This is a genomic window from Caulobacter sp. DWR2-3-1b2 (assembly GCF_049896345.1).
Taxonomy (GTDB): domain Bacteria; phylum Pseudomonadota; class Alphaproteobacteria; order Caulobacterales; family Caulobacteraceae; genus Caulobacter.
The window spans coordinates 280,179-304,085 of the sequence record NZ_JAFCUC010000001.1 but is presented as its reverse complement, the minus strand read 5'-3'; the positions used below and the strand labels follow the sequence as shown (position 1 = coordinate 304,085).

At 67.2% G+C, this 23,907-nt stretch carries 20 protein-coding genes; 11 read left to right on the top strand and 9 right to left on the bottom strand.

The features are described from left to right. Positions 1 to 273: 273 nt before the first annotated feature. Positions 274 to 2,325 (bottom strand): TonB-dependent receptor plug domain-containing protein, encoded by a 2,052-nt coding sequence (locus tag ACP694_RS01490; RefSeq protein WP_426009872.1) that lies wholly within the window; start codon positions 2,323 to 2,325, stop codon positions 274 to 276. Positions 2,326 to 2,830: 505 nt separating this feature from the next. Here ACP694_RS01490 and hisS point away from each other — a divergent pair. From hisS to hisG, 3 genes are read left to right on the top strand one after another with little or no spacing between them, the layout of a single operon-like run. Continuing rightward, positions 2,831 to 4,345 (top strand): histidine--tRNA ligase, encoded by a 1,515-nt coding sequence (gene hisS, locus ACP694_RS01485; RefSeq protein WP_426009870.1) that lies wholly within the window; start codon positions 2,831 to 2,833, stop codon positions 4,343 to 4,345. Position 4,346: 1 nt separating this feature from the next. Then, complete coding sequence (locus tag ACP694_RS01480; protein ID WP_426009868.1) at positions 4,347 to 5,489, top strand: ATP phosphoribosyltransferase regulatory subunit; 1,143 nt, start codon at positions 4,347 to 4,349, stop codon at positions 5,487 to 5,489. After that, positions 5,486 to 6,445 carry an ATP phosphoribosyltransferase gene (gene hisG / locus ACP694_RS01475; protein ID WP_426009867.1) on the top strand — a complete coding sequence of 320 codons (960 nt, stop codon included), beginning with the start codon at positions 5,486 to 5,488 and terminating at the stop codon, positions 6,443 to 6,445. Before ACP694_RS01480 ends, hisG begins: the two co-directional genes overlap by 4 nt. Positions 6,446 to 6,879: 434 nt before the next feature. Here hisG and ACP694_RS01470 read toward each other — a convergent pair whose 3' ends face one another. From ACP694_RS01470 to ACP694_RS01455, 4 genes are all read right to left on the bottom strand, one after another. After that, positions 6,880 to 7,386 carry a copper chaperone PCu(A)C gene (locus tag ACP694_RS01470; RefSeq protein WP_426009866.1) on the bottom strand — a complete coding sequence of 169 codons (507 nt, stop codon included), beginning with the start codon at positions 7,384 to 7,386 and terminating at the stop codon, positions 6,880 to 6,882. 14 nt (positions 7,387 to 7,400) lie between these two features. Further along, positions 7,401 to 7,916 (bottom strand): YcnI family protein, encoded by a 516-nt coding sequence (locus ACP694_RS01465; RefSeq protein WP_426009865.1) that lies wholly within the window; start codon positions 7,914 to 7,916, stop codon positions 7,401 to 7,403. 10 nt (positions 7,917 to 7,926) lie between these two features. Then, positions 7,927 to 10,020, bottom strand: coding sequence for a TonB-dependent receptor family protein (locus ACP694_RS01460; RefSeq protein WP_426009864.1), 2,094 nt, complete (start codon positions 10,018 to 10,020; stop codon positions 7,927 to 7,929). A 71-nt stretch (positions 10,021 to 10,091) separates the two neighbouring features. Next, entirely contained in the window at positions 10,092 to 10,484 is a 393-nt protein-coding gene (locus ACP694_RS01455) for a DUF2946 family protein (RefSeq protein ID WP_426009863.1), read from the bottom strand. Between the two features lie 104 nt (positions 10,485 to 10,588). On the opposite strand from ACP694_RS01455, the gene ACP694_RS01450 reads away from it, so the two are divergent. The 7 genes from ACP694_RS01450 to ACP694_RS01420 all read left to right on the top strand — a co-directional run bounded on the left by ACP694_RS01450 (position 10,589) and on the right by ACP694_RS01420 (position 19,218). Beyond that, positions 10,589 to 11,011 carry a hypothetical protein gene (locus ACP694_RS01450; RefSeq protein WP_426009862.1) on the top strand — a complete coding sequence of 141 codons (423 nt, stop codon included), beginning with the start codon at positions 10,589 to 10,591 and terminating at the stop codon, positions 11,009 to 11,011. Then, positions 11,008 to 11,301, top strand: a complete 294-nt coding sequence (locus tag ACP694_RS01445) for a hypothetical protein (protein ID WP_426009860.1) — start codon at positions 11,008 to 11,010, stop codon at positions 11,299 to 11,301. Before ACP694_RS01450 ends, ACP694_RS01445 begins: the two co-directional genes overlap by 4 nt. A 114-nt stretch (positions 11,302 to 11,415) precedes the next feature. Beyond that, entirely contained in the window at positions 11,416 to 13,191 is a 1,776-nt protein-coding gene (locus ACP694_RS01440; protein WP_426011263.1) for a cation:proton antiporter, read from the top strand. A 947-nt stretch (positions 13,192 to 14,138) separates the two neighbouring features. After that, positions 14,139 to 15,341 carry an OmpA family protein gene (locus ACP694_RS01435; RefSeq protein WP_426009859.1) on the top strand — a complete coding sequence of 401 codons (1,203 nt, stop codon included), beginning with the start codon at positions 14,139 to 14,141 and terminating at the stop codon, positions 15,339 to 15,341. A gap of 424 nt (positions 15,342 to 15,765) precedes the next feature. Continuing rightward, entirely contained in the window at positions 15,766 to 17,646 is a 1,881-nt protein-coding gene (locus ACP694_RS01430; protein WP_426009858.1) for a ribonucleoside-diphosphate reductase subunit alpha, read from the top strand. Between the two features lie 171 nt (positions 17,647 to 17,817). Next, positions 17,818 to 18,813: a lipid A-modifier LpxR family protein gene (locus tag ACP694_RS01425; RefSeq protein ID WP_426009856.1), complete on the top strand. Its 996-nt coding sequence runs from the start codon at positions 17,818 to 17,820 to the stop codon at positions 18,811 to 18,813. 69 nt (positions 18,814 to 18,882) lie between these two features. Continuing rightward, on the top strand, positions 18,883 to 19,218 hold the full coding sequence (locus tag ACP694_RS01420) for a hypothetical protein (protein ID WP_426009854.1): 336 nt from the start codon (positions 18,883 to 18,885) through the stop codon (positions 19,216 to 19,218). Between the two features lie 64 nt (positions 19,219 to 19,282). Here the strand turns inward: ACP694_RS01420 and ACP694_RS01415 are convergent, their stop codons facing one another. From ACP694_RS01415 to ACP694_RS01405, 3 genes are all read right to left on the bottom strand, one after another. After that, on the bottom strand, positions 19,283 to 20,557 hold the full coding sequence (locus ACP694_RS01415) for a patatin-like phospholipase family protein (protein WP_426009853.1): 1,275 nt from the start codon (positions 20,555 to 20,557) through the stop codon (positions 19,283 to 19,285). A gap of 36 nt (positions 20,558 to 20,593) precedes the next feature. Further along, on the bottom strand, positions 20,594 to 21,319 hold the full coding sequence (trhA, locus tag ACP694_RS01410; protein ID WP_426009851.1) for a PAQR family membrane homeostasis protein TrhA: 726 nt from the start codon (positions 21,317 to 21,319) through the stop codon (positions 20,594 to 20,596). 82 nt (positions 21,320 to 21,401) lie between these two features. Next, the gene (locus ACP694_RS01405) at positions 21,402 to 22,172 is read right to left on the bottom strand and encodes a sulfite exporter TauE/SafE family protein (protein ID WP_426009850.1); all 771 of its coding nucleotides are present in this window, start codon (positions 22,170 to 22,172) and stop codon (positions 21,402 to 21,404) included. 463 nt (positions 22,173 to 22,635) lie between these two features. On the opposite strand from ACP694_RS01405, the gene ACP694_RS01400 reads away from it, so the two are divergent. Further along, entirely contained in the window at positions 22,636 to 23,124 is a 489-nt protein-coding gene (locus tag ACP694_RS01400) for a hypothetical protein (RefSeq protein WP_426009849.1), read from the top strand. A gap of 4 nt (positions 23,125 to 23,128) precedes the next feature. Here the strand turns inward: ACP694_RS01400 and ACP694_RS01395 are convergent, their stop codons facing one another. Beyond that, the gene (locus tag ACP694_RS01395) at positions 23,129 to 23,800 is read right to left on the bottom strand and encodes a glutathione S-transferase family protein (RefSeq protein WP_426009847.1); all 672 of its coding nucleotides are present in this window, start codon (positions 23,798 to 23,800) and stop codon (positions 23,129 to 23,131) included. Between the last annotated feature and the right edge of the window lie 107 nt (positions 23,801 to 23,907).

Here is a 23,907-nt window from a genome sequence, read left to right as displayed (position 1 = left end):
TTTCGAGCGCGCCGCCTCCGAGAGCTGTCGATCGGTTTCATTAGATCACGTGGCGTAATGCGGCGCTGAACAAAGTCCCTCGCCTTCGCATTACCCGCTGACAAATTCCGTCGTGGCGCCCCTTCGGACCCGACAGTCCCGGCGCTCGAGCTATCGTAGCGACATCACCCTGCAGAACCCTCAGCGTACTTAGTCAACCATCGACAGTATCGATTTCGACCAAAATCGGGATCTCGACATCGGTTTCGATCCGCGTCTCGTTTCAACAGCCCCCTAAAACGTCTTCCGCGCCTTCAAGCTCACGAACGTCACCGGATCCACATCCCGGTCCTCGACCTCGCTCACCACCCGGGGGCTGCGGCTGCTGTAGCTGACATAGCGCTGGGTGAAGTCGTCCCAGAGGTTCAGTTGGGCGCGCAGCGACAGGGTCGGGGTCGGCTTGTATTCGACGAAGGTTTCGACATAGCCCGCGCCGCGCCAGGTGAAGGCCTGGTCCGGGTCGTAGGTCCCCCGGCCCAGCAGCGGCAGCCAGTTGACGCCCCACTGGGTCTTCCAGCGCACCAGGTCCTGGGTGAAGCCGATATTGGCCTGGGTGGGGCGGACGCCGGAGATCGGGCGGTCCTGGCCCGTGGTGGGGTCGGTGACGTGGGTCTCGTTCCAGTCGTTCTTGACGGTAAAGCGGCCGCCCTTGATCCCGAGCTTGTCGGTGGGGACCACGATATTGAGCGACAGGCGGTCCAGCGTGCCGTTGCCGATATTGCCCGTCGCCGACAGGTTGGCGCCGACCGGCAGGCGGTCGATGACGTCGATGATTTCGTCGTGGCGATAGCCGATGGTGACGATGCCCTCGCCCCAGAAGCGCCGCTCATAGGTCAGTTCCGAGATCCAGAGCTGTTCGGGGACCAGGTAGACATTGCCGCCATAGACGCTGTTGTTGTTGTCGAACGCGGCCGAGGCGGCGAAGTCGCTGAAGTCCAGCTGGCCCAGTTCGCGCTCGAAGCGCAGGCGCAGCTGGTTGTTGGCCACCGGGGTCCAGGTGGCCTGGAAGCGGGGCTTGGCGTAGAAGAAGCTGTTTTCCGACTGGGCGTCGCCCGACTGCTTGATGGTCGAGGTCTCCAGCCGCAGGCCGCCCTCCAGGGTCAGCTTGGCGTTGGCCCGCCAGGTGGCTTTGGCGAAGGCCTCGCCGCGCAGTTCCTCGACCTTGACCGAGGCGCTGGGCAGGGGGACCGCCGCGCCGCCGACCGTCAAGGCCTGGTGGGTGTCGAGCATGTTGTAGGCCATCTCGCCGCCGGCCTCGAGGGTCAGGGCGGTGGTCCGCTCGTTGCGCACCAAGGCGCGGAAGATCGATTCCGACGAGTCGCCCTTGGACGTGAAGCTGTAGCCGGGCTGGGCGAGCCCGCCCTTGGTCTCGTCGCCGGTCGCGACCTGGTCGAAATGCTCGAACTGGTGGATCAGCCGGGTTTCCAGGGTCCATCTGGGCTTGATGGGGCGGATCCAGGTCAGGCCCAGCTCGCCCGACCGGGTATCCTGGGCATAGTCGCTGCGCGCCAGGTCGGGGCCGCCCTCGGTCCCGATCGTCTGCCATTCCTGCCAGTCGTGAATGCCGTACTGGCCGGTGGCCTCCAGCTTGCCGCCGCCGACCGGGCCCGAATAGTTCAGACGCACGGAGTCGCCGCCGCCCCAGCCGTCATTGGCGTAGGGCCGGTCGCTGGTCAGGCCGCCGGCCGCGTCGTGGACGACGGCGCGGCCGGCGCCGTTGGAGTCGCTGCTGCTGGTCCCGTCGCTCAGTAGCACGCCCCAGGTGCGGTCGCCGTTGGTGGCGGTGAACTGGTAGCTGCCGCCAAAGACGTCGTGATTGCCGTCGAACAGCTGGGCGTTCCAGGTGGCGACCTGCTGGCGGCTGGCGCCCTTCTTCAGGATCACGTTCACGACCACGGCATAGCCCTGCATGTCGACGCCGGGCGCGCCGCCGCGGATCAGCTCGATGTGGTCGACCCGATCGGCCGGCGTGCGGGCCAGCACGTCGGTGCCGCCGTCGTTCTTCGAGGCCGGCCGGTTGCCGTTGATCAGGATATTGCCGACCGCGCCCTCGAAGCCGCGCGCGCCGCTGCCGTCGTCCGAGGTGAAGCCGGGCAAGCGGTCGACCATGTCGAGCGCGGTGTTGGGGCGCTGGGCGGCGAAATGGTCGGGCGTGAAGACCAGTACGCCGCGCTGGCCGGCCTCGGCGGTCGGGGGCGCCTGGGGCGCCTGGGGGGTCTGGGCGGCGTGGGCCGCGCTGGCGATGCAGACGGCGGCGGCGGTCGTCAACAGGATGGTCTTGGTCATTGGTGCTGTCCCCTCAAGCGAGGAGACAACTGCCGGTCTGGGACGTTCATCTCAAGTTACAAGACAGACAGGTAGATTACTTATCGGACAGCATTACATGGCGTTCATGTGGCGCTGTGGACAAGGACTGAAAGGTTTCGTTAAGACTCTCGTGAACCCTCAGTAACGCCGGGATTTCGAGAGCGTCGTGGGACTGTTGCTCTCGCCCCCCTAGCCTCCCGCGCCGCCCTGCGCTACAAGCCGCCGCGATGACCCGCCAGCCGCGCCCCCACAGCCGCCACCATCATCCGACCTCGCCTCGCGGGATCGGCCGGGTTCGCGCGCACTAGCGCTGCCTCGCCGCTGCCCCGCCGGAGCGCGTTCCGCGAAAGTGTGGGCGGTTTCGCGACTAGAACGCGCTCCATCTAAAAGATTCAGACGCCCTCCCGTAGGGAGGGCTATGGGCGGATGGGGCTCGCGAGCAGCACCATCCGTCGAGACCTCTTCCCAGGACGCGACGTAGCTCATGACCGACTCCACCAGCAAAGAGGGGCCCTTCCGCCCCGAGGCCCGCAACCCGCGCGGGTTCGCCGACAAGCGGGCCCGCGACCTGCGCGCCGAACGCGCCATCCTGGAAGCCGTCTCGGCCGTCTATGAGCGCTACGGGTTCGAGGCGCTGGACACCGGGGCCTTCGAATATGCCGACGCGCTTGGCAAGTTCCTGCCCGACAGCGACCGTCCCAACGAAGGCGTCTTCGCCTTGCAGGACGACGCGGATCTTGACGGGAAGAATGGGCAGTGGATGGCGCTGCGCTATGACCTGACGGCCCCCCTGGCCCGCTTCGCCGCCCAGAACTGGGAGACCCTGGCCAAGCCGTTCCGCCGCTATGCCTATGGCCCCGTCTGGCGCAACGAGAAGCCGGGTCCGGGACGGTTCCGCGAGTTCATCCAGTGCGACGCCGACACCGTCGGCTCGGCCCGCCCCGAGGCCGACGCCGAGATCATCGCCATGGCGGTCGAGGGCCTGCAGGCCGCCGGTCTGCCGCGCGGCGCGGCGGTGCTGAAGATCAACAATCGCAAGCTGCTCAACGGCCTGCTGACCGCCGCCGGGGTCGAGACCCAAGGCCAGAAGCTCTCCGTGCTGCGCGCGGTCGACAAGCTGGACCGCCTGGGCGTCGAGGGCGTGCGTTTGCTGCTGGGCGAAGGCCGGCTGGACGAGAGCGGCGCCTTCACCAAGGGCGCGGGCCTGGTCGGCAAGTCGATCGACGCGGTGTTGGACTTCGTTCAGGCCGGCTCGGGCGGTCGCACCGGGACGCTCGCGAACATCGCCAATGTCATCGGCGGTTCGGCCGAGGGCGACGAGGGGCTGGAGGAACTGGCCAAGATCGACGCGGCCCTGAAGAGCCTGGGCGTCGACGACGACCAGGCCGTGTTCGAGCCGTCGATCGTGCGCGGGCTTGAATATTACACCGGCGCGGTGTTCGAGGCCGAGCTGCTGCTCTCCACCCTCGACGAGAAGGGCCACAAAGTCAGCTTTGGTTCGATCGGCGGCGGCGGTCGCTATGATGACCTGGTCGCGCGGTTCACCGGGCAACAGACTCCCGCGACAGGCTTCTCGTTCGGCGTCTCTCGCTTGGCCGCCGCCTTGCGGGCGGCGGGGCGCGAAACGGGCGTTACGGCGCGGGGGCCAGTGGTGATCATCAATTTCGACCAGGCCCACATGGGCGAGTATTTCGCCGTGGCGGCCGAGTTGCGCCACGCGGGCATCCCGGCCGAGGTCTATCTCGGATCCTCGGGCATGCGGCCGCAGATGAAATATGCCGACCGCCGGATGGCCCCGGCCGCCATCATGCTGGGCGGCGACGAGATCGCGGCCGGCACGGTGACCATCAAGGACCTCGACCTGGGCCGTGAACTGGCCTCGGGCGTCGCCGACAACGCCGCCTGGAAGGCCGAGCGGCCGGGCCAGCAGACCATCCCGCGCGGGGAGTTGGTCGCGGCTGTTAAAACGATTATTGGCCGCAAGATCATCGGGGAATAGCATGAGGCTCGAGCGTTCCATTCCGACGGAGGCGCTCGACGCCATCCGCGCCCCGCTGCTGACCGCCGGCGCCGCCCCGACCGACGCGCCGGTGCTGCAGCCCCTCGGCCTGCTGCTCGATCTGGCCGGCGAGGCCATGCGCTCGCGATTGTTCGTGGTCTCGGGCGATGCGAGCGAGGAGCTTTGCCTGCGCCCCGACTTCACCGTCGCCATCGCTCGCGCCCACCTCGAACGGGGCTCTCTGGAAAAGAATGGAGGCGAGGGGCGCTACCTCTATGAAGGCAAGGCGTTCCGCGTCGCGCCGCGCGGCAGCGATCGGGCCGAGGAGTTCCTGCAGATCGGCGTCGAGGCCTTCGAGGCCGCCGATCCCTCCCAGGCCGACGCCGAGATCGCCGCCCTTGCCTGGGCCTCGGCCGTCGCCGGCGGTCGCGACGACCTGACCTTGCTGCTGGGCGATGTCGGCCTGTTCGGGGCCTTCGTCGATAGCCTGGGCCTGACCCCACCGCTGGGGGCGCGGCTGAAGCGCGCCTTCACCAAGCCGCGGCGGCTTAGGATCGAACTGGAAGGCGGCGCCGCTGTGACCGGCGACCAGAGCCGCATCGCCGCCCTGTTGGCCGGCCTGCCCGAGGCCGAGGCCTCGGCGGTGCTTCAGGAACTGTGGTCCCTGGCCGGCATCGAGCCGGTGGGCGGCCGCCGGCCCGCCGAGATCGCCCATCGCCTGGTCGAGCGCGCCGAGGCCGCCAGGGCTGGGTCTCTGTCCACGGACGAAGCCGACGCGGTGCGGGCCTTCCTGGCGGTCAGCGATCGTCCGGGCGCGGCGCTTGACGCCATCTCGGCCTTGGGTGGCCCGCAACGCGGGGCGCTGGACGCGGCGCTCGATGGCTGGCGCCAACGCCTGGCCGGCATGGCCGCGCGCGGCGCTCCCGAGGATCGCATGCGCCTGACCGCCGCCTTCGGCCGGGCGTTTGGCTATTATGACGGCTTCCTGTTCGAGGTGCGCAGCGACGCCTTGGGCGACGACCGGCCCGTGGCGGCGGGCGGGCGATATGACGGCCTGCTCGCGCGGCTGGGCGGCGCGACCAACACCGGCGCCGTGGGCTGCATGGTGCGCCCGGCGCGAGCCTATGCGGGAGGCGGCGAATGACTGCTCCGATGATCTTCGCCATCCCTTCCAAGGGTCGGCTAAAGGACCAGGTCGAAGACTGGCTGGCCGATTGCGGCTTCAGGCTGGAGATGTCGGGCGGTTCGCGCGGCTACAGCGCCGAACTTTCCGGCCTGCCGGGGGTTTCGGTGCGGTTGCTGTCGGCCGGCGACATCGCGGCTGGACTTGATAGCGGCGAGCTGCACCTGGGCGTTACCGGCGAGGACCTGCTGCGCGAGCGCGGCGAGGACATGGACAGCCGGGTCATGTTGCTGCGCGCCCTGGGCTTTGGCCGCGCCGACCTGGTGGTCACCGCCCCCAAAAGCTGGCTGGACGTCGATTCGATGGCGGATATCGACGAGGTCGGCCATGCGCATCTCGCAAAGACGGGCCGCCGGCTGCGTGTGGCCACCAAATACGTCACCCAGACCCGCGCCTTCTTCGCCCGCCATGGCGTGGCCGACTATCGCATCGTCGAGAGCAGCGGCGCCACCGAGGGCGCTCCCGCAGCAGGGGCGGCTGAACTGGTCGTCGACATCACCACGACAGGCGCCACCCTGGCGGCCAATGGCCTGAAGATCCTGGCCGACGGGGTAATCCTCAAGAGCCAGGCCCAACTGACCGCCTCGCTGATCACGCCTTGGACCCCCGGGCAGATGGACAGCCTGCGGCGACTGCTATCGGTGGTCGAGGCAAAGGGCCGGGCCCGCACCTTGGCCACCCTGGTCTGGCCCGCCGAGCAGGACGCCGCCGGTCAGGCCGCGGTCGCGCCCTTCGTTGGCCAAGGCGCGCGCCGGGCCAATGCTGCCTTGCTGGCGACCGCCGACCTGTTCGAAGCCGCCGCCGCCCTGGGCGCCGCTGGGGTCGAGCCGGTGACGGTGTCGCGGCCAGACTATGTCTTCGAGTCGCGCTCGGCGGTTCTAGATGCGCTCAAGTCACGACTAGCCGCGCATATTTAACATCGGCGTCAAAAATATCATATGAGAACAGTGGTAAGTTTGACTGGGTGGTCCAATCTATCGGGATTGTGTCAAAAATATTCCAACGCCTTGCGGATTCACGATCGTTACCGTTGACACCATCTCGGTTTTGCCGTTTCTAACCCTTGCAAGGAAGAAACGAGCCCAAAAGAGAGCTCCCTTCCTTCGGCGTTTCGGGGAGGAAACGCCCACCTAGATCGAATGATCAAGAAATAGCCAGACCCGCCGCGATTATCCCCCGCGGCGGGTTTGGTGTATCTGGACCCGCTTTCTATTTTTGACAGACTCGACAAAAAAGGTGGCTTCGCATGGAGCCGCCTTTTTTTCTTTCGGGGACATGCACTTGTGCGTGTCCCCAGATCTCGGGCGCGGATGGGGACACGCACAAGTGCATGTCCCCGACGGTAAGTCCCTCAATGCTCGTGCATCCCCGCCATCCCCGCCATCGGGTCGGCTGCAGCCTTCGGTGGCCCGGCCTCGACCGAAAGGTCGATCCTCATTCGGCGGCCGTCTTCGAACACCAGGGTCACCGGCGTCTTGCCGCCCGGCGCCTGGGCCTTGGTCAGGCCCATCAGCATCACGTGGTAGCCGCCGGGCGCGAACGCGACCTGGGCGCCCGGGACGACCGCAACGCCGCCGGTCACCGCGCGCATCGACGAAACGCCGTTCTTCATCAGGCTCTGGTGCAGGGTGATCGACCGCGCGGCGGAGCTTTCGATCGACACCAGCTTGATCGGCTTGGCGCCGACATTGGCCAGGGTGAAATAGCCGACGCCGTTCATGCCGGCGGCGGCGGAGCGAGTCCACGGGCGCTGCACCGCGATGCCGCCGAGGCGATAGTCGCCGGCGGCGGCCGGAGCGGCCTGGGCCAGGGTGGCAAGGGTCAGGGCGGCGAGGGCGGTCAGGGCAAGGCGACGCATGGGAGGTCTCTCGATCAAGGTTTCATGCCGGGCATGTCGACGGGCGTGGCGGGCGTGGCGGGGGTCAGGTGGACCACCGGCGCCGGACGGGTCAATTTTTCACCGGGGCGTTGCGAGTCGGGGACCTCGGTCCACTGGCTCTCGCCATGCTCGCACGTCTGGACGACGGGGAAGACCAAGTCGCCGGGCGTGGCCGGCAGCTTCATCAGCACGGCGAAGTCGTCGAACTGGTCGTCGGTCAGGCGGCCCGTCCAACTCACCGAGGTCGTGCGCCGCTTGGCGGGGTCGGCGTCTTCGGTCTTCTCGATGACGATCGTCCAGCCCGTCTTGGGTTGCGGTCGAGCCGAGGCCACGGCGTCGGGGATCTCGACCCGCAGGCTCAGTGTGGCGTCGCCTGCCGCGCACGCGTGGCCCACCCGGAAGGCGATGGCCGAATAGGACCCGGACTTGGCCTCGTTCGGCGCAGCGACCACGTGGGCGGCGGCGGGAAGCGGCGCCAGCAGGGCGGCGAGAAGGATGAGGTTGCGCATGTGAATCTCCCTAGAACTTGCCGGTGACGCCGACGAACACCCCGCGCCCGTCGCCGGGCCAGAAGGCGGCGGTGGAATTGTCGGGCGCGCCGGGCAGGGCGGTTGAGACGGTGGTGGCGGTCACCGACGGATTGACGGTCGAGACATAACGTTTGTCGGTCAAGTTCCGGGCGTCGAGGAACAGGGTGACCTTGTCGCGGGCGTAGCCGGCGCTCAGCGAGGCGATGGCGTAGTCGGGCGCGCAGACCTTGTTCTGATAGTCGACCAGCACGCCGCGCGGTGACCATTCCACCGATGGGGCCAAGAACCAGCCGGCCGGGTGGTCGTATTTCAGCTCGGCGCGGTAGAGGTGCACGGGCACGACGGGCAGGCGGCGGTCCTTGAACTGAGCATCGCTGTCGAACCGGAAGTCCGACCACGCATAGGTCTGGCGCAGCCGCAGGCGCGGGGCGATCCGCCAGTCAAGGCCGGCTTCCAGCCCCTGGTGATAGGTCTTGTCGGCGTTGAAGGTCGCGGCCGGGTGGGCCTGATCGACCACGAAGCTCAGCAGTTCGTGCGTCAACTGGGCGCGATACAGGGCCACGTCCCAGGCGAAGGCCCCGCGCCGGCCCCGCGCCCCGACCTCGCCGGTCCAGGCCGTTTGCGGGACCACCGGCGCGAAACCCGCCGCAGCGGTCGGCGAAAAAGCCCCGAAATTGGGCGGCTCCACCGAGCGGGTCAGGTTGGCGAACAACTGCGAGTCCTCATCGGCCTGGAACAGCATACCCAGGCGCGGAGCGAACCAGTCATAGTCGCGGCTTTCGGTCAGGTCGAAGCCGCCGGTCGGCAGCTTGTAGCTCTGATATTCGCGCGAGGCCGTGCCGTAGGTCCCGCCGGCCACCAGGGCCAGGCGCGGGGTCACGAACAGCCGGCCCTCGGCGAAGGCGTCAAGGGCTTTGGCGTTCTGCCGTGAATAGGCGGTGGGCGCGCCGTGCGAGCCGTGCAGATTGACCCACTGGCGGGCGTCCAGGTCGCCGATGCGATACGACAGGCCCGCGAACAGGTCGGCGGCCATGTCGCCGACTTGACCGGTCCAGTCCAAGCGACCGAAGGCCCCGAAATTTCGGCTCTCCTGATCCACGACCTGGAAGATCGGGTGGTCCAGGTCGCGCCAGGCCCCATAGACCCCGCCCTCGAACACCGTGGTCGGCGACAACCGCCATGTGGTCTGCAGGCTGGTCCGGGCGTTGCGCATGTTGCGCCCGTAATTGTTGGAGAGGTTGTTGACCGGGGCATAGTAGTTCGCCCGGGTGGGGTCGTGCAGGGCGTGGTTGAGGGTCAGGGCGCCGGCCAGTTGCTGGCGGAGATCGGCTCCGGACAGATAAAACCGCACCTCGCGATCCTCGCCGAAGCTGTGGCCGAGATTGACCGACAGCCGCGCAGCCGAGGCGTTGCTCTGCTGGCGATACCCGTCACTGTTCATCAAGGTGGCCCCGATGAAAACGTCGTCGTCGCCGAAGGTCCGCGCCACCTCGCCATGGATCCGCGCGGCGCCGAACGCCCCGCCCTCAACCCGCAGCAGGGTGTCGGCGCCGGCTGACTTGCCGGTGGGGGTGACGAAATTGATCGCCCCGCCCAGCAGCGCCCCGCCGAACCGCAGGGCGTTGCCGCCCTTGTAGACCTCGGTATAGCGCGCCAGCAGCGGGTCGATCAGCTGGTAGTCGCCAAAGCCGTCGGCCTCGTTCAGCGGCACGCCGTCCTGGGCCAGCATCGTGCCGCGATTGTGACTGCTGTTGCCGATCCCCGAGCCGCGGATCGACAGGCGGGTGTCCTCGCCGAACTTCTTCTGGGCGAAGACGCCGGGCACGTCGCGCACGACGTCGTTGAGGCCAACGGCGTAGCGGGCGGCATAGGCCTCGGACGAGACCACGGCCACGGCGCCGGGGGTTTCCGACAGGCGCTTGCGGGACTGGGCGACCACGGGCGGGTCCTCCGGATCGGGGCGGGCGGTGACCAGCACGGAATCGACGGTGTGCTGGTCGTCGGCCCAGGCGGCGCTGGTGATGGCGGAGAGCGCCCAGAGCGCGGCGCCGGCCGCGAGGGCCAGGCGTAAGGATTTCGGCATGAAAGACTTGAGCCCCAAGAACGTGACGGCGCGCACGCCGGCCTTCTCGGCCTGGCGCGCAGTGCGAAAAGTCAGGCGTTCTGGAGGTGGGGCGGACCTTGTCCGGGCGGACGCGGCGGGGCGCGGGCCGGGGCCAGGCCGCGACGGGCCAAGGGCGGGGCGATCTCGACGCGAGCGGCGTAGCGCACAGGCAGGGAGATCTGGGCGTTGGGCGTGATCGTGGTCGCCAGGCTAGCGACCACGCACTGGGCGCAGGGCAGGCCGGCGAAGCCTTTGTGCGCTGGCTTGGTGTCGTCGAGGATGACCGTCCGGGCGCCCTGGGCGGTGCAGATCACCACCGATTGGCCAGAACGCGCCTCATAGGCCATGGCCGCAGCCGGGACGAGCGCCTGGACGAGCAGGGCCAGCATCGCCAGCAGGGCGATGGACCAGGTCGACCGGGACTGTCCGCGACGGGGGCTCATGATGGGGCGTGGGTAGTCCTGGACGGGCGGCGGGTCAATGTTCTCCCTCCATCACTGACCTGGCATCCTCGACGCCTGCTGATCGAGGCGCTGGAGGCGGCGGGGTGGCGTTGATCCCGGCGGACGAAACCGGATTGGGCGTGCTTTCAAAATTGGCCAGCTGGCCGTCGCCCCAACACGCTTGCGATATCGCGGGCGACATCCATAATTGTCTCATGCGCTTGGTGCTCGGCACGGCGACAATGGCGACAATGGCGACAATGGTGGCGGCGATCCGCAGTCATGCGGGTGGGTCCAATCGGCTGCTGCTAGCGGGGCTAGAGCAACGTCTAACCTTGTTGGTTTCGACGCCTTTGTTGATCGAGCACGAAGCCGTGATGACGCGCGATGAACATCTCGCGGTGTCCGGCCTTTCTGTCTGCGACATAGGGGCCATCCTCGATGCTGTGGCCTCTATCGCCGAGCCCGCGCGGCTGTCCTTCCTTTGGCTGCCCGGCGAAGTGATGTTGAAATTGGAGACAGGATGATGAGGAAGAGCAATTTCGCGCTGCGGCTTCAGCCTTCTTTGCTCGACGAGGCTCGAAAGCCCGCCGAGGCCGAAGGCGTGGCTCTCGATCAACTGATCAATGTCGCGGTGGCCGAAAAGCTGTCGGCCTTGCGGACCGAAACCTATTTCGCTGAGCGAGCTGGACGCGCGGACCTTCCCAAGGTTATCGCGCTGCTGAAGACGGCGGGTGGCGACAATCCGCCCATGAAGAGCGACGAACGGCCGAGCGGTGAGAGCATTTTTCGAGCGAAGTGGTTCCGGTTCGCGTGAAGAAAAATGCGTCAAAACAGAAGATTAGAGCTCACGGCCTGACGCAGTCAGGTCGGGAAATGCTCTAGTCTGGCGAACGCGGAACAAAGGAGACGACACCCCGTGAGCCACGCGATGTCACCGGCGGACTACAAGGACCTGGTGCTGTTCCTGGCCACGGCGGGGATCGTGGCGCCGCTGTTCAAGCGGCTGAAGATCAATCCTATCCTCGGCTTCCTGCTGGCCGGCGTGATCCTGGGGCCGTTCGGCCTGGGCAGCCTGACCCATGTGCTGCCGTGGCTGGACTATGTCACCGTCGACAATCCCGACGAGATCGCCCAGCTGGCCGAGTTCGGCGTGGTTTTCCTGCTGTTCATGATCGGGCTGGAGCTGTCGTGGGAGCGGCTGCGGCTGATGCGCAAGCTGGTGTTCGGCCTCGGCGCGGCCCAGTTGATCGGCTGCTCCCTGGCCTTGGGCGGCGTGGCCTGGGCCCTGGGCCAGCCGCCGGTCTCGGCCTTGGTAATTGGCGCGGCGCTCACCTTGTCGTCCACCGCCATCGCCGTGCCGGTGCTGGTCGAGCGCAAGCGACTGCATTCCGAGGGCGGACGGGCGACCTTTTCGGTGCTGCTGTTCCAGGACCTGGCCGTGGCTCCGATCCTGATCACCCTGACGGTGCTGGGCCGCGGCGACGGGGTGTTCCGGCTGGCCGACCTGCTGGCCCTGGGGCCGGCGGCGTTGGGCCTGGGGGCCATCGTGCTGCTCGGACGCCTGGCGCTGCGGCCGATGATGCGCTCCGTCGCGAAAGCCAAGAGCGAAGAGATGTTCATGGCCGCCTGCCTGCTGGTGATCATTGGCGCGGGCCTGGTCAGCGCCCTGTCCGGCCTGTCGATGGCGCTGGGAGCCTTCGTGGCCGGCGTGCTGCTGGCCGAGACCGAGTACCGCCACGAGGTCGAGGTCAAGATCGAGCCGTTCAAGGGCCTGCTGCTCAGCCTGTTCTTCGTGTCGCTGGGCATCCGGCTGGACCTGTCGCTGCTGGTGGCTTCGCCGGTGCTGGTGCTGGGCGTCGCCGTGGGCCTGTTGGTCATCAAGGCGGTGATGGTCTTGGGGCTGGGAGGGCTGTTTGGCCTGTCGAGCCGCGGGGCGATCGAAGCGGCCTTGACCCTGGCGGCCGGCGGCGAGTTCGCCTTCGTGATCCTCGACAACGCCATAGGCGCCGACGTGGTCAGTGGGCGGATCGGCCAGGCGGTGCTGGTCGCTGCGACCCTGACCATGTTCCTGGTCCCCACCCTGTCGGCGATCGGCGGCCGGCTTGCCCGCAAGACGACCCTGGCCACGCCCGAGGCGCCGGAGGTTCCCGAGCACCAGGGCGAGGAGCCGGAGGGCCGGGTGCTGGTGGTCGGCTATGGCCGGGTCGGCCGGCTGGTGGGCGACATGCTCGACCGCCACGCGGTGCCGTGGATCGCCATCGATCGCGACACCAGTTTCGTGCAGAAGGGGCGGCGGGCCGGTCACAAGGTCTATTACGGCGACGCCTCGCGGGTGGAATTGCTGGAGCGATGCGGCCTCGACTACGCGCGAGCTGTCGTGGTGACCATGGATTCGCCGGACGCCGCCGAGGCGGTGGTGGCCGCCGCCCGCGGGCATCGGCCTGACTTGACCATCGTGGCGCGCGCGCGAGACGCCCGCCACGCCGCGCGGCTCTACGAACTGGGCGTCACCGACGCGGTGCCAGAGACCATTGAGGCGAGCTTGCAGTTGTCCGAAGCCGTGCTGGTGGATATCGGCGTCCCCATGGGCTTGGTCATCGCCTCGATCCACGAGCGGCGGGACGAGTACCGCCAGGTGCTGAACCGGCCGGATGCGCTGGGCGGCAAGCGGCGGCGGCTGCGCGACGCGGCGAAGCTGACCTAAGTCGCACCACCCTCTCCCAGAGGTGTTGAGATCGGGACATCGTGACGGGTGTTCGAAGATATCCGTGGTGGGCGCGGCGGGGGCTAGAGCATTTTTCGAGCGAAGTGGTTCCGGTTCGCGTCAAGAAAAATGCGTCAAAACAGGAGATTAGAGCTCACGGCCTGACGCAGTCAGGTCGGGAAATGCTCTAGGTCGATCGCGATCCGTTCGAGGGGGTGATTCACCCCCGTGACAATCCCGAGAGCATCACCGCCTACGATATCGCGCCCGGTCTGTCGGGCGTGATCCTGTCCATGACGCTGGTGATGACGACCACGCTGAGAGTCACGCGCGATCGGAGTGCGGCGCGACGGAAAGCCGGCTCGCCGCGCCGGCCAAGCCGATCGAGGTGGTGATCGGCAAGCTGGCGTCCTATGCGGTGGTCGGGCTGGTGCAGACCGTGGTGACCCTCATCCTGGCCAGGCCCTGTTCGCGGTTTGCGTGGGCGTGGCGGTCTTGGGGTTGGGGCGCCCTCATCCTGGGCGTCGTGTTCCCGGAGACTCGCGGGTCAGTTTTCTTGCCTCGGTTGCTTTGGCGATCGCGGGCTGGCGTGTCGCGATATCGGCGCACCCTGGGCTGAGGTAGCGGGCGCCCACCGCCCGACCCGTGGCCATCGCGCATGCATGCTAGGTTTTTACGCATTCGCGGCCGGCAAAACGCGCCCAAGGCCTTGCGCTACGCGGATTCACATGCGAACCGGTACCGTGCTGGCGCTTTTTCCGGGATAGTCAGCCGGTACGCTCGATAGTTGATTTTCGTGGGGCGATCATGTGTTGGCGTCGTCGTACTTCCGTAGGATGACGAAACCTGACGGGTGTTGCCCTGCTGACACTTTCGCGGATCGCGCGCCTTGGTATAACAATGCTCGGTCGGTCTCGGCCGGTGCTGGGCAATAGAGGGCTCTAGATATGAAACTTCAACTCCTGGCGGGAGTGGCTCTAGCCGCGGTGTTCGCCGCTGGCGCCGCTTCGGCCCAAGAGGCCGGCTGGTATGGCGCGGTCGACCTTGGCTACCACTGGCCTGAAGGCGTAAACGCCGAGTCCGATCGCAACGCTCTTGACGGCGCTCACTACCACTATACGTGGTCGGCTGACGATGACTGGGCCGGCTTCGTCCGTCTGGGCTATCAGTTCAACCCGAACTGGCGCGCCGAAGTCGAGGGCGGTTACCGCCCTGGCGACATCGCCAGCATCCGCGGGAACCCGGTCCGTCAGCAGCCTTACGCGCTCTGCACCCCCGGCGTGACGCGTACCGTCGGAGCCCCGAAGTGCGGCAGCCCATCGGGTTCGATGGACTCCTGGTCGCTGATGGTCAACGTCCTGTATGACTTCGCGCCAGACGCTTGGTTTAACCCCTTCGTTGGCGCCGGTATCGGCATCAACCGTCTGGACGTCAGCACGCTGGGCCAATTCAGCGGCACGATCGGTCCGATCACAGCCGCCAACCCCGCCATCCAGAACCTCAGCGTCGACGACGACGACATCGCCGTGGCCTGGCAAGCGATCGCCGGCGCCTCGATCAAGGCGACTGACAAGCTGAAGATCGACTTCACCTATCGCTACTTCGCGACCCAAGACCACGCGTGGCAGTCGACCGGCTCGGCTGCGGCTCTGCAGCCTGGCGCCTGGGAAGGCCAAGTGAAGGATCAATCCGTGACCGTTGGTCTGCGGTATTCCTTCGCGGCTCCGCCGCCCCCGCCGCCCCCGCCGCCTCCCCCGCCCCCGCCCCCGCCGCCTCCGCCCCCGCCGCCTCCCCCGCCGCCTCCGCCGGCGTATGAGGCTCGTGAGTTCATCGTCTACTTCCCGTTCGATCAGTACGTCCTGACGCCGGAAGCCTCGTCGGTGGTTTCGGAAGCCGCGAACTACGCGACCTCGGGTCACGCCACCAAGCTGGTGGTCGTCGGTCACACCGACACCTCGGGTTCGCCGAAGTACAACGCCAAGCTCTCCGAGCGTCGTGCGAAGGCCGTGGCTGACGCCCTGGTCGGCGCTGGTGTCGCCGCTGACGCCCTGGCCGTTGACTGGAAGGGCGAAAGCGCCCCCGCCGTCGCCACTGGCGATGGTGTGAAGGAACCGCTGAACCGCCGTTCCACGATCTCGATCAACTTCTAAAGATCGCGATCACGACTGAAGTTGAGGGCCCGGCGGCGACGCCGGGCCCTTTTCTTTTGGACTTTCCGGCTGACCAGCGGTCGGACCTCACGGCAATGGCCGCCGGCCGGGCGCATCGAAATGGCAAGGGGCTTTTGACGAAATCCGCTCCGCCGCCGGATCACTTATTTGTGGCCCGCGACAGGGGGTCGCAGCCGCGTTTGTTCTGGCCACGCAACCCGTTGATGATGCCCAGTATCTTCTCGCACACCGATGTTCCTCCACACCTTGTTAAGAAAAAACTCAGCCCCCGGGCGCATCTCGCCGTTGACGAGTCATTAGCCACTGTGGCCCCATATGTGGGCTGAGGGGGCTCCTCGGCCACTAGATGTAGCGGCTGGACGGGAAGTTTCCTTTTCCGGAACACGCTGATTGATTATGGATTTTGATCATGACCGGCAGTGAAGCGGCTAAGATGACGGCTCTCCCCCAGGCCCGCACCAGCGGGATGAAGGCCGAGCGTCCGAAACTGGCTTTGGTGCGCAAGGTGCAGGTCAACCGCGCCCGTGACGCCCTGCTGACCGATTTTGGCAAGACCACTCTGGAAGACCGCTACCTGCTGCCGGGCGAGTCGTACCAGGACATGTTCGCCCGCGTGTCGACGGCCTTCGCCGACGACGCCGACCACGCCCAGCGCGTCTACGACTATATGAGCCAGCTGTGGTTCATGCCCTCGACGCCGGTGCTCTCGAATGGCGGCGCCGAGCGCGGCCTGCCGATCTCCTGCTTCCTGAATTCGGTCTCCGACAGCCTGGACGGCATACTGAGCGTCTGGAACGAGAACGTCTGGCTGGCGGCCAATGGCGGCGGCATCGGCACCTATTGGGGCGGCGTCCGGTCGATCGGCGAAAAGGTCAAGGGCCAGGGCCAGACCAGCGGCATCATCCCCTTCATCCGCGTGATGGACAGCCTGACCCTGGCGATCAGCCAGGGCTCGCTGCGTCGCGGATCGGCCGCCGTCTATCTCGACATCTTTCATCCGGAAATCGAGGAGTTTCTGGAGATCCGCAAGGCCTCGGGCGACTTCAACCGCAAGTCGCTGAACCTGCACCACGGCATCTCGATCACCGACGAGTTCATGCACGCGGTGCGCGACGGCCACAAGTTCGGCCTGCGCTCGCCCAAGACCAACGAAGTCCTGCGCGAGGTCGACGCCCGTTCGCTCTGGCAGAAGGTGCTGGAGCTGCGCCTGCAGACCGGCGAACCCTATCTGATCTTCTCCGACACCGTAAACCGCGCCATGCCGCAGCATCAGCGCGAGCTGGGGCTGAAGGTGCGCCAGTCCAACCTGTGCAGCGAGATCATGCTGCACACCGGCGTTGATCATCTCGGCAATGACCGCACCGCCGTCTGCTGTCTGTCGAGCGTCAACGCCGAGACCTTCCTGGAATGGCGCGACCACCCGATGTTCATCGAGGACATCATGCGCTTCCTCGACAACGTGCTGCAGGACTTCATCGATCGCGCCCCGGACGCCGCCAAGACCGCCGCCTACGCCGCCATGCGCGAGCGTTCGGTGGGCCTGGGCCTGATGGGCTTCCACAGCTTCCTGCAGAGCCAGAACGTGCCGTTCGAGAGCGCCCTGGCCAAGAGCTGGAACATGCGGATGTTCAAGCACCTGCGCCGCGAAGCCGACAAGGCGTCGATCACCATCGGCGAAGAGAAGGGCCCGTGCCCCGACGCCGCCGACCGGGGTTCGATGGAGCGTTTCTCGCACAAGCTGGCGATCGCCCCGACGGCCTCGATCTCGATCATCTGCGGCGGCACCAGCGCCGGCATCGAGCCGATCCCGGCCAATATCTACACTCACAAGACGCTGTCGGGCTCGTTCGCGGTCAAGAACCCCTATCTGGAGCGCCTGCTCGAGGACAAGGGCCAGAACACCGACGCCGTCTGGGGCTCGATCCTGGAGAACGAGGGCTCGGTCCAGCATCTGGACTGCCTCAGCCAGGACGAAAAGGACGTCTACAAGACCGCCTTCGAGCTGGATCAGCGCTGGGTGGTCGAACTGGCCGCCGACCGCACGCCGGAGGTCTGCCAGAGCCAGTCGGTCAATATCTTCCTGCCCGGCGACGTCGACAAGTGGGACCTCCACATGCTGCATTGGCAGGCCTGGGAGCGCGGCGTGAAGTCGCTGTACTACCTGCGCTCCAAGTCGGTGCAGCGGGCCGCCTATGCGGGCTCAGACATCGCCCTGGCGGGTCCCGCCAACGGCTTCGACGCCCCCAACAAGACCGATTACGAAGAGTGCCTGGCCTGCCAATAGGTCCGGCGCCCGATCCCTCGAAAACCAACGGCGGCGCGGTCCCTCGCGCCGCCGTTTTGCGTTCGGAACCAAGCCGGTCGCGAAATGTTCATGCGTGTGGGATTTCGTCCCATGGACCTTGTCGCGATTGCGGTTAGGCTCATTGTGAGGACGAGGACTGAGGGGGCCGGCATGCGCGCCGCAACGGTGTTGATCGTGGGGATGGGGCTAGGCGCGCTCATTTGCGCCTCGGCCCAGGCGCGTCCCAATCCTGGCAGGGCGGCCAAGGCCGCCGCCGATACCTCGGATAGGTCGATCGGCGACGTCCGCAAGGGTCGGGCCACAAGCTTCACCGTCGATCTGCGCGCGGCCGAAGCGGCCGGTCTCAGCGTACGTGACGTGCGGCCCAGCACGGTGGGCTTCTCGGCCGCGCCCCAGTCGATGGCCGCCGGGTCCGAAGATCCAAGCTTTGGCCTGTCCCCGGCCGGCGCCTATGGCGACGCCAAGCTGCTGGACGCCAATCGCTATTACGAGGGCCACGGACCGGTGATCTGGCGCTCGAACGTCTTCGTGGTCGGTCAAAGCCATCGCGCCGTTGATTCGATGCGTGTGTCTGTGGCCAGAGTTTCGGAAACCGGCAACAGCCGTCCGCTGTCCCTGGTCCGTCCCGACGGCGAGGACAGCTTCGCGGACCGAGACGTCGACGTCTTGGTGACCCGCGGCTGGCCAGCTGCTGTGAAGCTCGACAATGGCAAGTACGCCCTGGATGTCACGCCGCACGCCGGCCTGGGCTTCGGCGGGGCCGGCGGTTCGGCTGAGGCTGGCGCCACCGTGCGGTTCGGCAAGAGCATGCAGGACAAGGTCAGCAATTCGCTGGGGGTCCGCGACGGCCGGGAAATGGGCAACCGCGGGCGCTGGTACGTGTTCGCCGCCGCCAGCGGCCAGGCCGTGGGCTTGAACGTGCTGCGCAGTTCGGACGGCGACTGGAGCCGGGCCGGGTTTACAACCGACAATTCCAGCAAGCTGCTCAGCGACGGCCAGGCGGGCGTGGCCTGGCGCAAGGGCGACATGCAGGCCTCGTTCGGCTATGTCCACCGCTCGATCAAGGCCCGGGACCAACTGATGGGAATGTCCAGCCAGAAGGACGAGATGGTGGCCCTCTCATTCAGTCTTAAGCCGCACTGGTAGCCGTCGGGCTTGAGTTTCTGGGCCAGATCATGCAGCTAGCGCCCCTACGCCACGAAGCCATCGACCGTCATGAGCGATAGCGAGCCTCCTCGCCGCAAGATTCTGAGCCTGAAGAGCGGTGTCGCGGCGCCGGGCGGCCCCAAGCCGCTGGAGCGCATCGCGCGCCCGGCTCAGCGCATCCGCACCTTCACGCCCGAACCGCCGCCCCCGCCGGCGCCCCCCGCGACCGGCGACTTCAAATGCAAGCCCTGCGGGACGCGCTTCGATCCGCCGACCGACCTTGCCGACGACGATTCCGTGCGTTGCCCGTCGTGCAACGCCCGCCTGGGCCTGGTCTCGGACTTCCGGGCCGACCCGCCCAATGTCGAGAAGCTACGGGCTCGGTATCTGAAGAAGCCGGGGTAGCCCTCAACTTCCACTCATCTCGGCTTTCGTCGGGATGCAGGGAGATTTTAGGGCCGGAACGCCCCTACGGCAGTTCCAGATCCGGCGATGGGTTCGGAACCAGGATCGGGTCCTGGTCGCCATGCCGCGTCGGCGGCTGGCGCTTGAACAGGCCGCGCCATAGCGGTTCGGGCGCGGCGGTCGGCGTCGACCACAGGCGGCCGGCGGTCGCCAGGGCCTCGGCGTCGTCGAAGGTGCGCTTCATCGCGGCGGTGTCGAACTTCATCATGTTGAAGTCCGAGAAGGTCGGCGGGATCGAAGCCACCCAGAGCGGCAGGTTGTGGCGCGCGCAGAACCCCGCCGCCACGCTCAGGGCCTGGCGGTAGGAGAACCTCAGCATGGTCTCGAAGCTGCGGCTCATGATAGAGGTCACCCCGATGGGCGTCGAGCGCGGTGACGGGTCGAGCACGGTGTTGAAGATCACATAGACCCGCCCGCGTCGCAGCCGCTGGCCCAGGTCGCGCCAACGCAGCAGGGCGTCGGGCATCAGGAACAGGGGCGCCGCCACGCCCCCGTCGACATGCATTTCCTGGTAGCGGACCATCCCGCCCTCGCCATCGGGAGCCTCGACATCGATCAGCTTGGGCGGGAACAGGCCGGGCAGGGTGGCCGAGGCCACCAGCACGTCGCGAAACAGCTTTACCGCCGCCTCGCCGCCCCGGGTGGCGATCGCCCCCATGTCCCAGATGGTGGCCTTCTGGCTGTCGAGATTGGTGGTGGCGATCAGCAGGCGCCGGCCCCGGGCGTGTTCGATCGCCACGGCCTCGATCATCGCCGCGTCGACGAACGGCGCGACCAGTCCGTCCAGCGAGTCGCCGCGAAAAAGGCTGGGTCCCAGGGCCGCGCCAAACCGCCTGAGGCTGAGCAGGTCGGCGGCGTGGCCGCCCAGATAGGCGTCGGCCAGGCGCGCGTCCCAGGCCGGGCCGAGGAAGGCGAAGGGCGCGATCAGGGCGCCGGTCGAGACGCCGGTGACGATGGCGAAGGTCGGCCGCCTGCCGGCCTTGCCGAGGCCGACCAGGGCCCCGGCCCCAAAGGCTCCGCCGGCCGCGCCGCCCGACAGGGCCAGGATGTTGAAGTCGTCGCGACCGATCAGCGGCCGCAGCGGGGCCAGGCGGTCGGCGGCGGATTTGAGGGTCTCGTCGGCCTCGTCGACGCTAAGCCGCACGCCGGGAAAGCCCACGGCCTCGGCCAGGGTCTCGTCGGGCGGCGCGGCCAGGCGCTTGCCCTTGTGGGGCGGCTGCGTCCCGCGATCCCGAAAGAAGGTCTGGACGGTCCTTTTGGGGTCTGTCGGCGTGCTCAACGCGAGGCTCGGGTCACAGGGTCAGGGCTTTTCAGTTCAAGGATGGCCGCTCGAGGCCAGGACCACCCCGATCAGGACGGCGGCATAGTGCAGGCCGGCGCCGCCGATCACATGACCGTGCCAGATCGCGCGCCGGAACTTCAGCCGCTTCATCAGGTAGAAGACCGTGCCGGTCGAATAGATCACCCCGCCGATCGCCAGGAGCATCAGGGCGACCCAGCCCATGCCGTCGATCATCGGCTTGATAGCGACCAAAACCAGCCAGCCCAGCGCCAGGTACAGCCCGACCCAGAAGCGTTTGTCCAAGCCCGGCAGCAGCAGCTTGGCCGCTACGCCGACGCCGGCCACGGTCCAAACCGCCGTGGTCATGCCGATCGCCCACCAGCCGTGCAGATTCTGGGTGGTGAAGGGGGTGTAGGAGGCGGCGATCATGATGAAGATGCCGGCATGGTCGAAGCGCCGCAGCAGAGGCCGCCAGCGGGCCTTGGCGAAGTTGTAGGCCGTCGACAGCGACAGCATGGTGATCAGGCCGATGGTATAGACGCTGACCGCCGCCACCTGGCTCAGATCGCCCAGGCCGAACGCCAGGCCCAACAGAATGCCGCCGCCCAGCAGGGCGCAGGCGAGGCCCGTCAGATGCACGATCAGGTCGGCGCACTTGGCGGCGGGCGTGGGATAGTGCGTCGCCGGAACGTCCGCGGGCGCGGTCGCCGGAACGGAGGCCGGCGAGGCAGCCGGCGAAGTGCTGGTGGTGTCTGACATGGCCCGCCCACTGTACGCGCAATCGATGACATATAAACGCAGGTCATCGTGTCCGGGATAGGGCTGATGACAGAGAAAACGCTCAGCCCAGCAGGCCGCTCGCGCCGTCCCAGACCAGCTTGCCGCCGACCGCGATCAGCAGGACATAGATGACCTTGTAGAAGCCCTCGGCCGGCACCCGGCGCACCAGCCAGACCCCGGCCCAGGTCGAGGCCAGGGCCAGGGGCAGCAGCACCGCCGCCGTGGTCAGGGTCTGGCGGGTGAATTGGCCGAGCGCCATATAGGCCGGCACCTTCATCCAGTTGACCGTGGCGAAGAAGATGGCGCTGGTGCCGATGAACACGTCGCGCGGCAGGCGGCGGGGCAGGGCGTAGATCTGGAACGGCGGGCCGCCGGCATGGGCGACCTGGCTGGTGAAGCCGGCGACCATGCCGCACAGGACGCCCAGCCATGGCCGGCCCGGTCCGGCCTCGATCGCCCCCGCGGCTGCGACCGCCCGCTCGGCCCACAGGCGCTGCAGCGAGAAGGCGATGGAGATCAGCCCGATCGCCAGCTCGACCGCCGCCACCGACACCCGCGCCGCCAGGGCCCAGCCCAGAAAGATGCCGACCGCCGCGCCCGGCAGCATCAGGATCAGCAGGCCCCTGTCCCAGGTCTTGCGGAAGCTCCAGACGCTGACGACGTCCTGGGCCAGCAGGATCGGCAAGGTGATCGCCGCCGCCAGCACCGGCGAGATCACCAGCGCCATCATCGGGACCGCCACCACCCCGATCCCCGCGAACCCGCCCTTGGCCAGGCCCAGCAGGATCACGGCGGGAATGGCGACGGCGTAGAAGAGGGGGTCGGTGAGCATGGGGGGGTGTTAGCAGGAAGGTGTGGGGTTGCCCAAGTCTTGGTCCCGTGGCTCACGCCCTTGCCCCCTACGGATCGCTTCGCGATCGTCTTCCCCCATAGGGGGAAGAGTTCAAGTGCGTGGGCTCCGCCCCCTCGCCGCGACAGACGGCGAAGCCGTCAGGTGGGGGCAAGTGGGTGTGATCCTACGCGGGAAGGGTCCAGCCCCTTCGTGATCCGCCCGCGTCGGCGAGACCGCGCCTTGAAACCTTGCTGGCGAGCTTGCTCTGGCGTCCGACCGCGTCAAGGACGGCCCGAAGGGCCGCCGCGGCGCGGCGACGCGAGAGCGTCGTCCTTGACTCGGTCAGACGCCAGAGCTCCCATCCACCAAGGCTTTAAGGCGTGGCGGCATCCGGGGCAGATGGGAACGCTGCAAACAAACACTAGCTTGTGGGCGCTTGCTAGCGCTGGGGTGCAGGTTTCATATGGCTCATCAGACGCGCAGTATCTACGGAGCGGCTATGGTCCGGAAAAGGCTTTTCGTTTTGGCGTCACTGGGAATGGCCTTTTGTGCCCAAGCTGCGGCGGCAGGCATCGTGGCCCAGTGTGGTCCTTCTGTTGGTAAGTCGTTTTACCTCACCGAAGAGAATGGGGGGTGGACCGACGACCGGATTTCGAAAGGCCAGTTCTTGTTTGATGTCGATAGCGACGGAAACTGGGACATCATTAGTCGGGATGCTTTCGGCAAAAACGTTAGTGCCGTCGCTGATGGTGCGGTTGTCGTAAAGGTGCAGGGCGCTGCGCCGTTCAAAACGTTCCTGTTGGTCTCTGCCTATCCCGGGTCCGGAGTTGCCGAGACTTATTCGGTCACTACAGAACTCACCGGGAAGCGCGTACTCCTATGGACCACCAACAAGCAGAACGACTTGCCATCAGGAAAGAAGATGGCTGCGTTTCTGTCTGTATGTGATTGACCGCTCATCCCGTCGCCCCCCGACTCTCCCACCCCTCCACGAACGGGAACCTCGCTTCCCAGAACGCCGCCAATCTCGGGTCGGCGTCCACGCGCCGCACGACCCCGCCCATCCTTGGCGCCACCGCGTAGAACCGCCGCCGCCGAGGGCCCCAGCGGCTAACCACGGCGACGTAGAGGTCGAGCACCGTCAGCGCGTCGCCCAGCAGATATCGCCCCGGCGTCAGCTGGCGCTCCATCACCGCCCAGCACTCGGCGATCCGCTCGGCGGTCGCCGCCTTGACCGCCGCCTGCTGCGCCGCGTCCGGCCCCACGAGCCGAGACGGATCATCCCGCACCCAGAACAGCGAATAGATCGCCGCCGGCACGAACACCATCCAGCGCAGGAACTGCGCCCTGAGTGGTGAATCGACCGCCGGCGCCAGGCCCGCCTCCGGATGGCGGTCGGCCAGCCAGATCAGGATCGCCGCGCTCTCGGTGATGGTGTCGCCGTCCGGGGTGACCAGCGCCGGGATCTGCTTGAGCGGATTGACGTCGACGACCTTGGCCTGCTCCGCCGCGCCCTCCCAGGTGGGCGCCTCGATCACGGTGTAGGGCTGCCCCAGAAGCAGCAAAGTCGCCTCGACCGGCACGGAACCCGAGCCAAGCGCCCCATAGAGGGTGTAAGCTCGATTCATCCTTTGTTACCCAATCTACCCACAACATGTTGTGTGCTGCGACGTTTCGGACACTAGATGCGCGGGTTGGTCCCGCGCTATCCCAGAAGCCTAGCGCGCCGTACGAT

What these genes read in the sequence shown, in the direction of transcription:
- ACP694_RS01490 (WP_426009872.1), bottom strand. Translation starts at nt 2,325, where the DNA reads ATGACCAAGACCATCCTGTTGACGACCGCCGCCGCCGTCTGCATCGCC.
- hisS (WP_426009870.1), top strand. Translation starts at nt 2,831, where the DNA reads ATGACCGACTCCACCAGCAAAGAGGGGCCCTTCCGCCCCGAGGCCCGC.
- ACP694_RS01480 (WP_426009868.1), top strand. Translation starts at nt 4,347, where the DNA reads ATGAGGCTCGAGCGTTCCATTCCGACGGAGGCGCTCGACGCCATCCGC.
- hisG (WP_426009867.1), top strand. Translation starts at nt 5,486, where the DNA reads ATGACTGCTCCGATGATCTTCGCCATCCCTTCCAAGGGTCGGCTAAAG.
- ACP694_RS01470 (WP_426009866.1), bottom strand. Translation starts at nt 7,386, where the DNA reads ATGCGTCGCCTTGCCCTGACCGCCCTCGCCGCCCTGACCCTTGCCACC.
- ACP694_RS01465 (WP_426009865.1), bottom strand. Translation starts at nt 7,916, where the DNA reads ATGCGCAACCTCATCCTTCTCGCCGCCCTGCTGGCGCCGCTTCCCGCC.
- ACP694_RS01460 (WP_426009864.1), bottom strand. Translation starts at nt 10,020, where the DNA reads ATGCCGAAATCCTTACGCCTGGCCCTCGCGGCCGGCGCCGCGCTCTGG.
- ACP694_RS01455 (WP_426009863.1), bottom strand. Translation starts at nt 10,484, where the DNA reads ATGAGCCCCCGTCGCGGACAGTCCCGGTCGACCTGGTCCATCGCCCTG.
- ACP694_RS01445 (WP_426009860.1), top strand. Translation starts at nt 11,008, where the DNA reads ATGATGAGGAAGAGCAATTTCGCGCTGCGGCTTCAGCCTTCTTTGCTC.
- ACP694_RS01440 (WP_426011263.1), top strand. Translation starts at nt 11,416, where the DNA reads ATGTCACCGGCGGACTACAAGGACCTGGTGCTGTTCCTGGCCACGGCG.
- ACP694_RS01435 (WP_426009859.1), top strand. Translation starts at nt 14,139, where the DNA reads ATGAAACTTCAACTCCTGGCGGGAGTGGCTCTAGCCGCGGTGTTCGCC.
- ACP694_RS01425 (WP_426009856.1), top strand. Translation starts at nt 17,818, where the DNA reads ATGCGCGCCGCAACGGTGTTGATCGTGGGGATGGGGCTAGGCGCGCTC.
- ACP694_RS01420 (WP_426009854.1), top strand. Translation starts at nt 18,883, where the DNA reads ATGAGCGATAGCGAGCCTCCTCGCCGCAAGATTCTGAGCCTGAAGAGC.
- trhA (WP_426009851.1), bottom strand. Translation starts at nt 21,319, where the DNA reads ATGTCAGACACCACCAGCACTTCGCCGGCTGCCTCGCCGGCCTCCGTT.
- ACP694_RS01405 (WP_426009850.1), bottom strand. Translation starts at nt 22,172, where the DNA reads ATGCTCACCGACCCCCTCTTCTACGCCGTCGCCATTCCCGCCGTGATC.
- ACP694_RS01400 (WP_426009849.1), top strand. Translation starts at nt 22,636, where the DNA reads ATGGCTCATCAGACGCGCAGTATCTACGGAGCGGCTATGGTCCGGAAA.
- ACP694_RS01395 (WP_426009847.1), bottom strand. Translation starts at nt 23,800, where the DNA reads ATGAATCGAGCTTACACCCTCTATGGGGCGCTTGGCTCGGGTTCCGTG.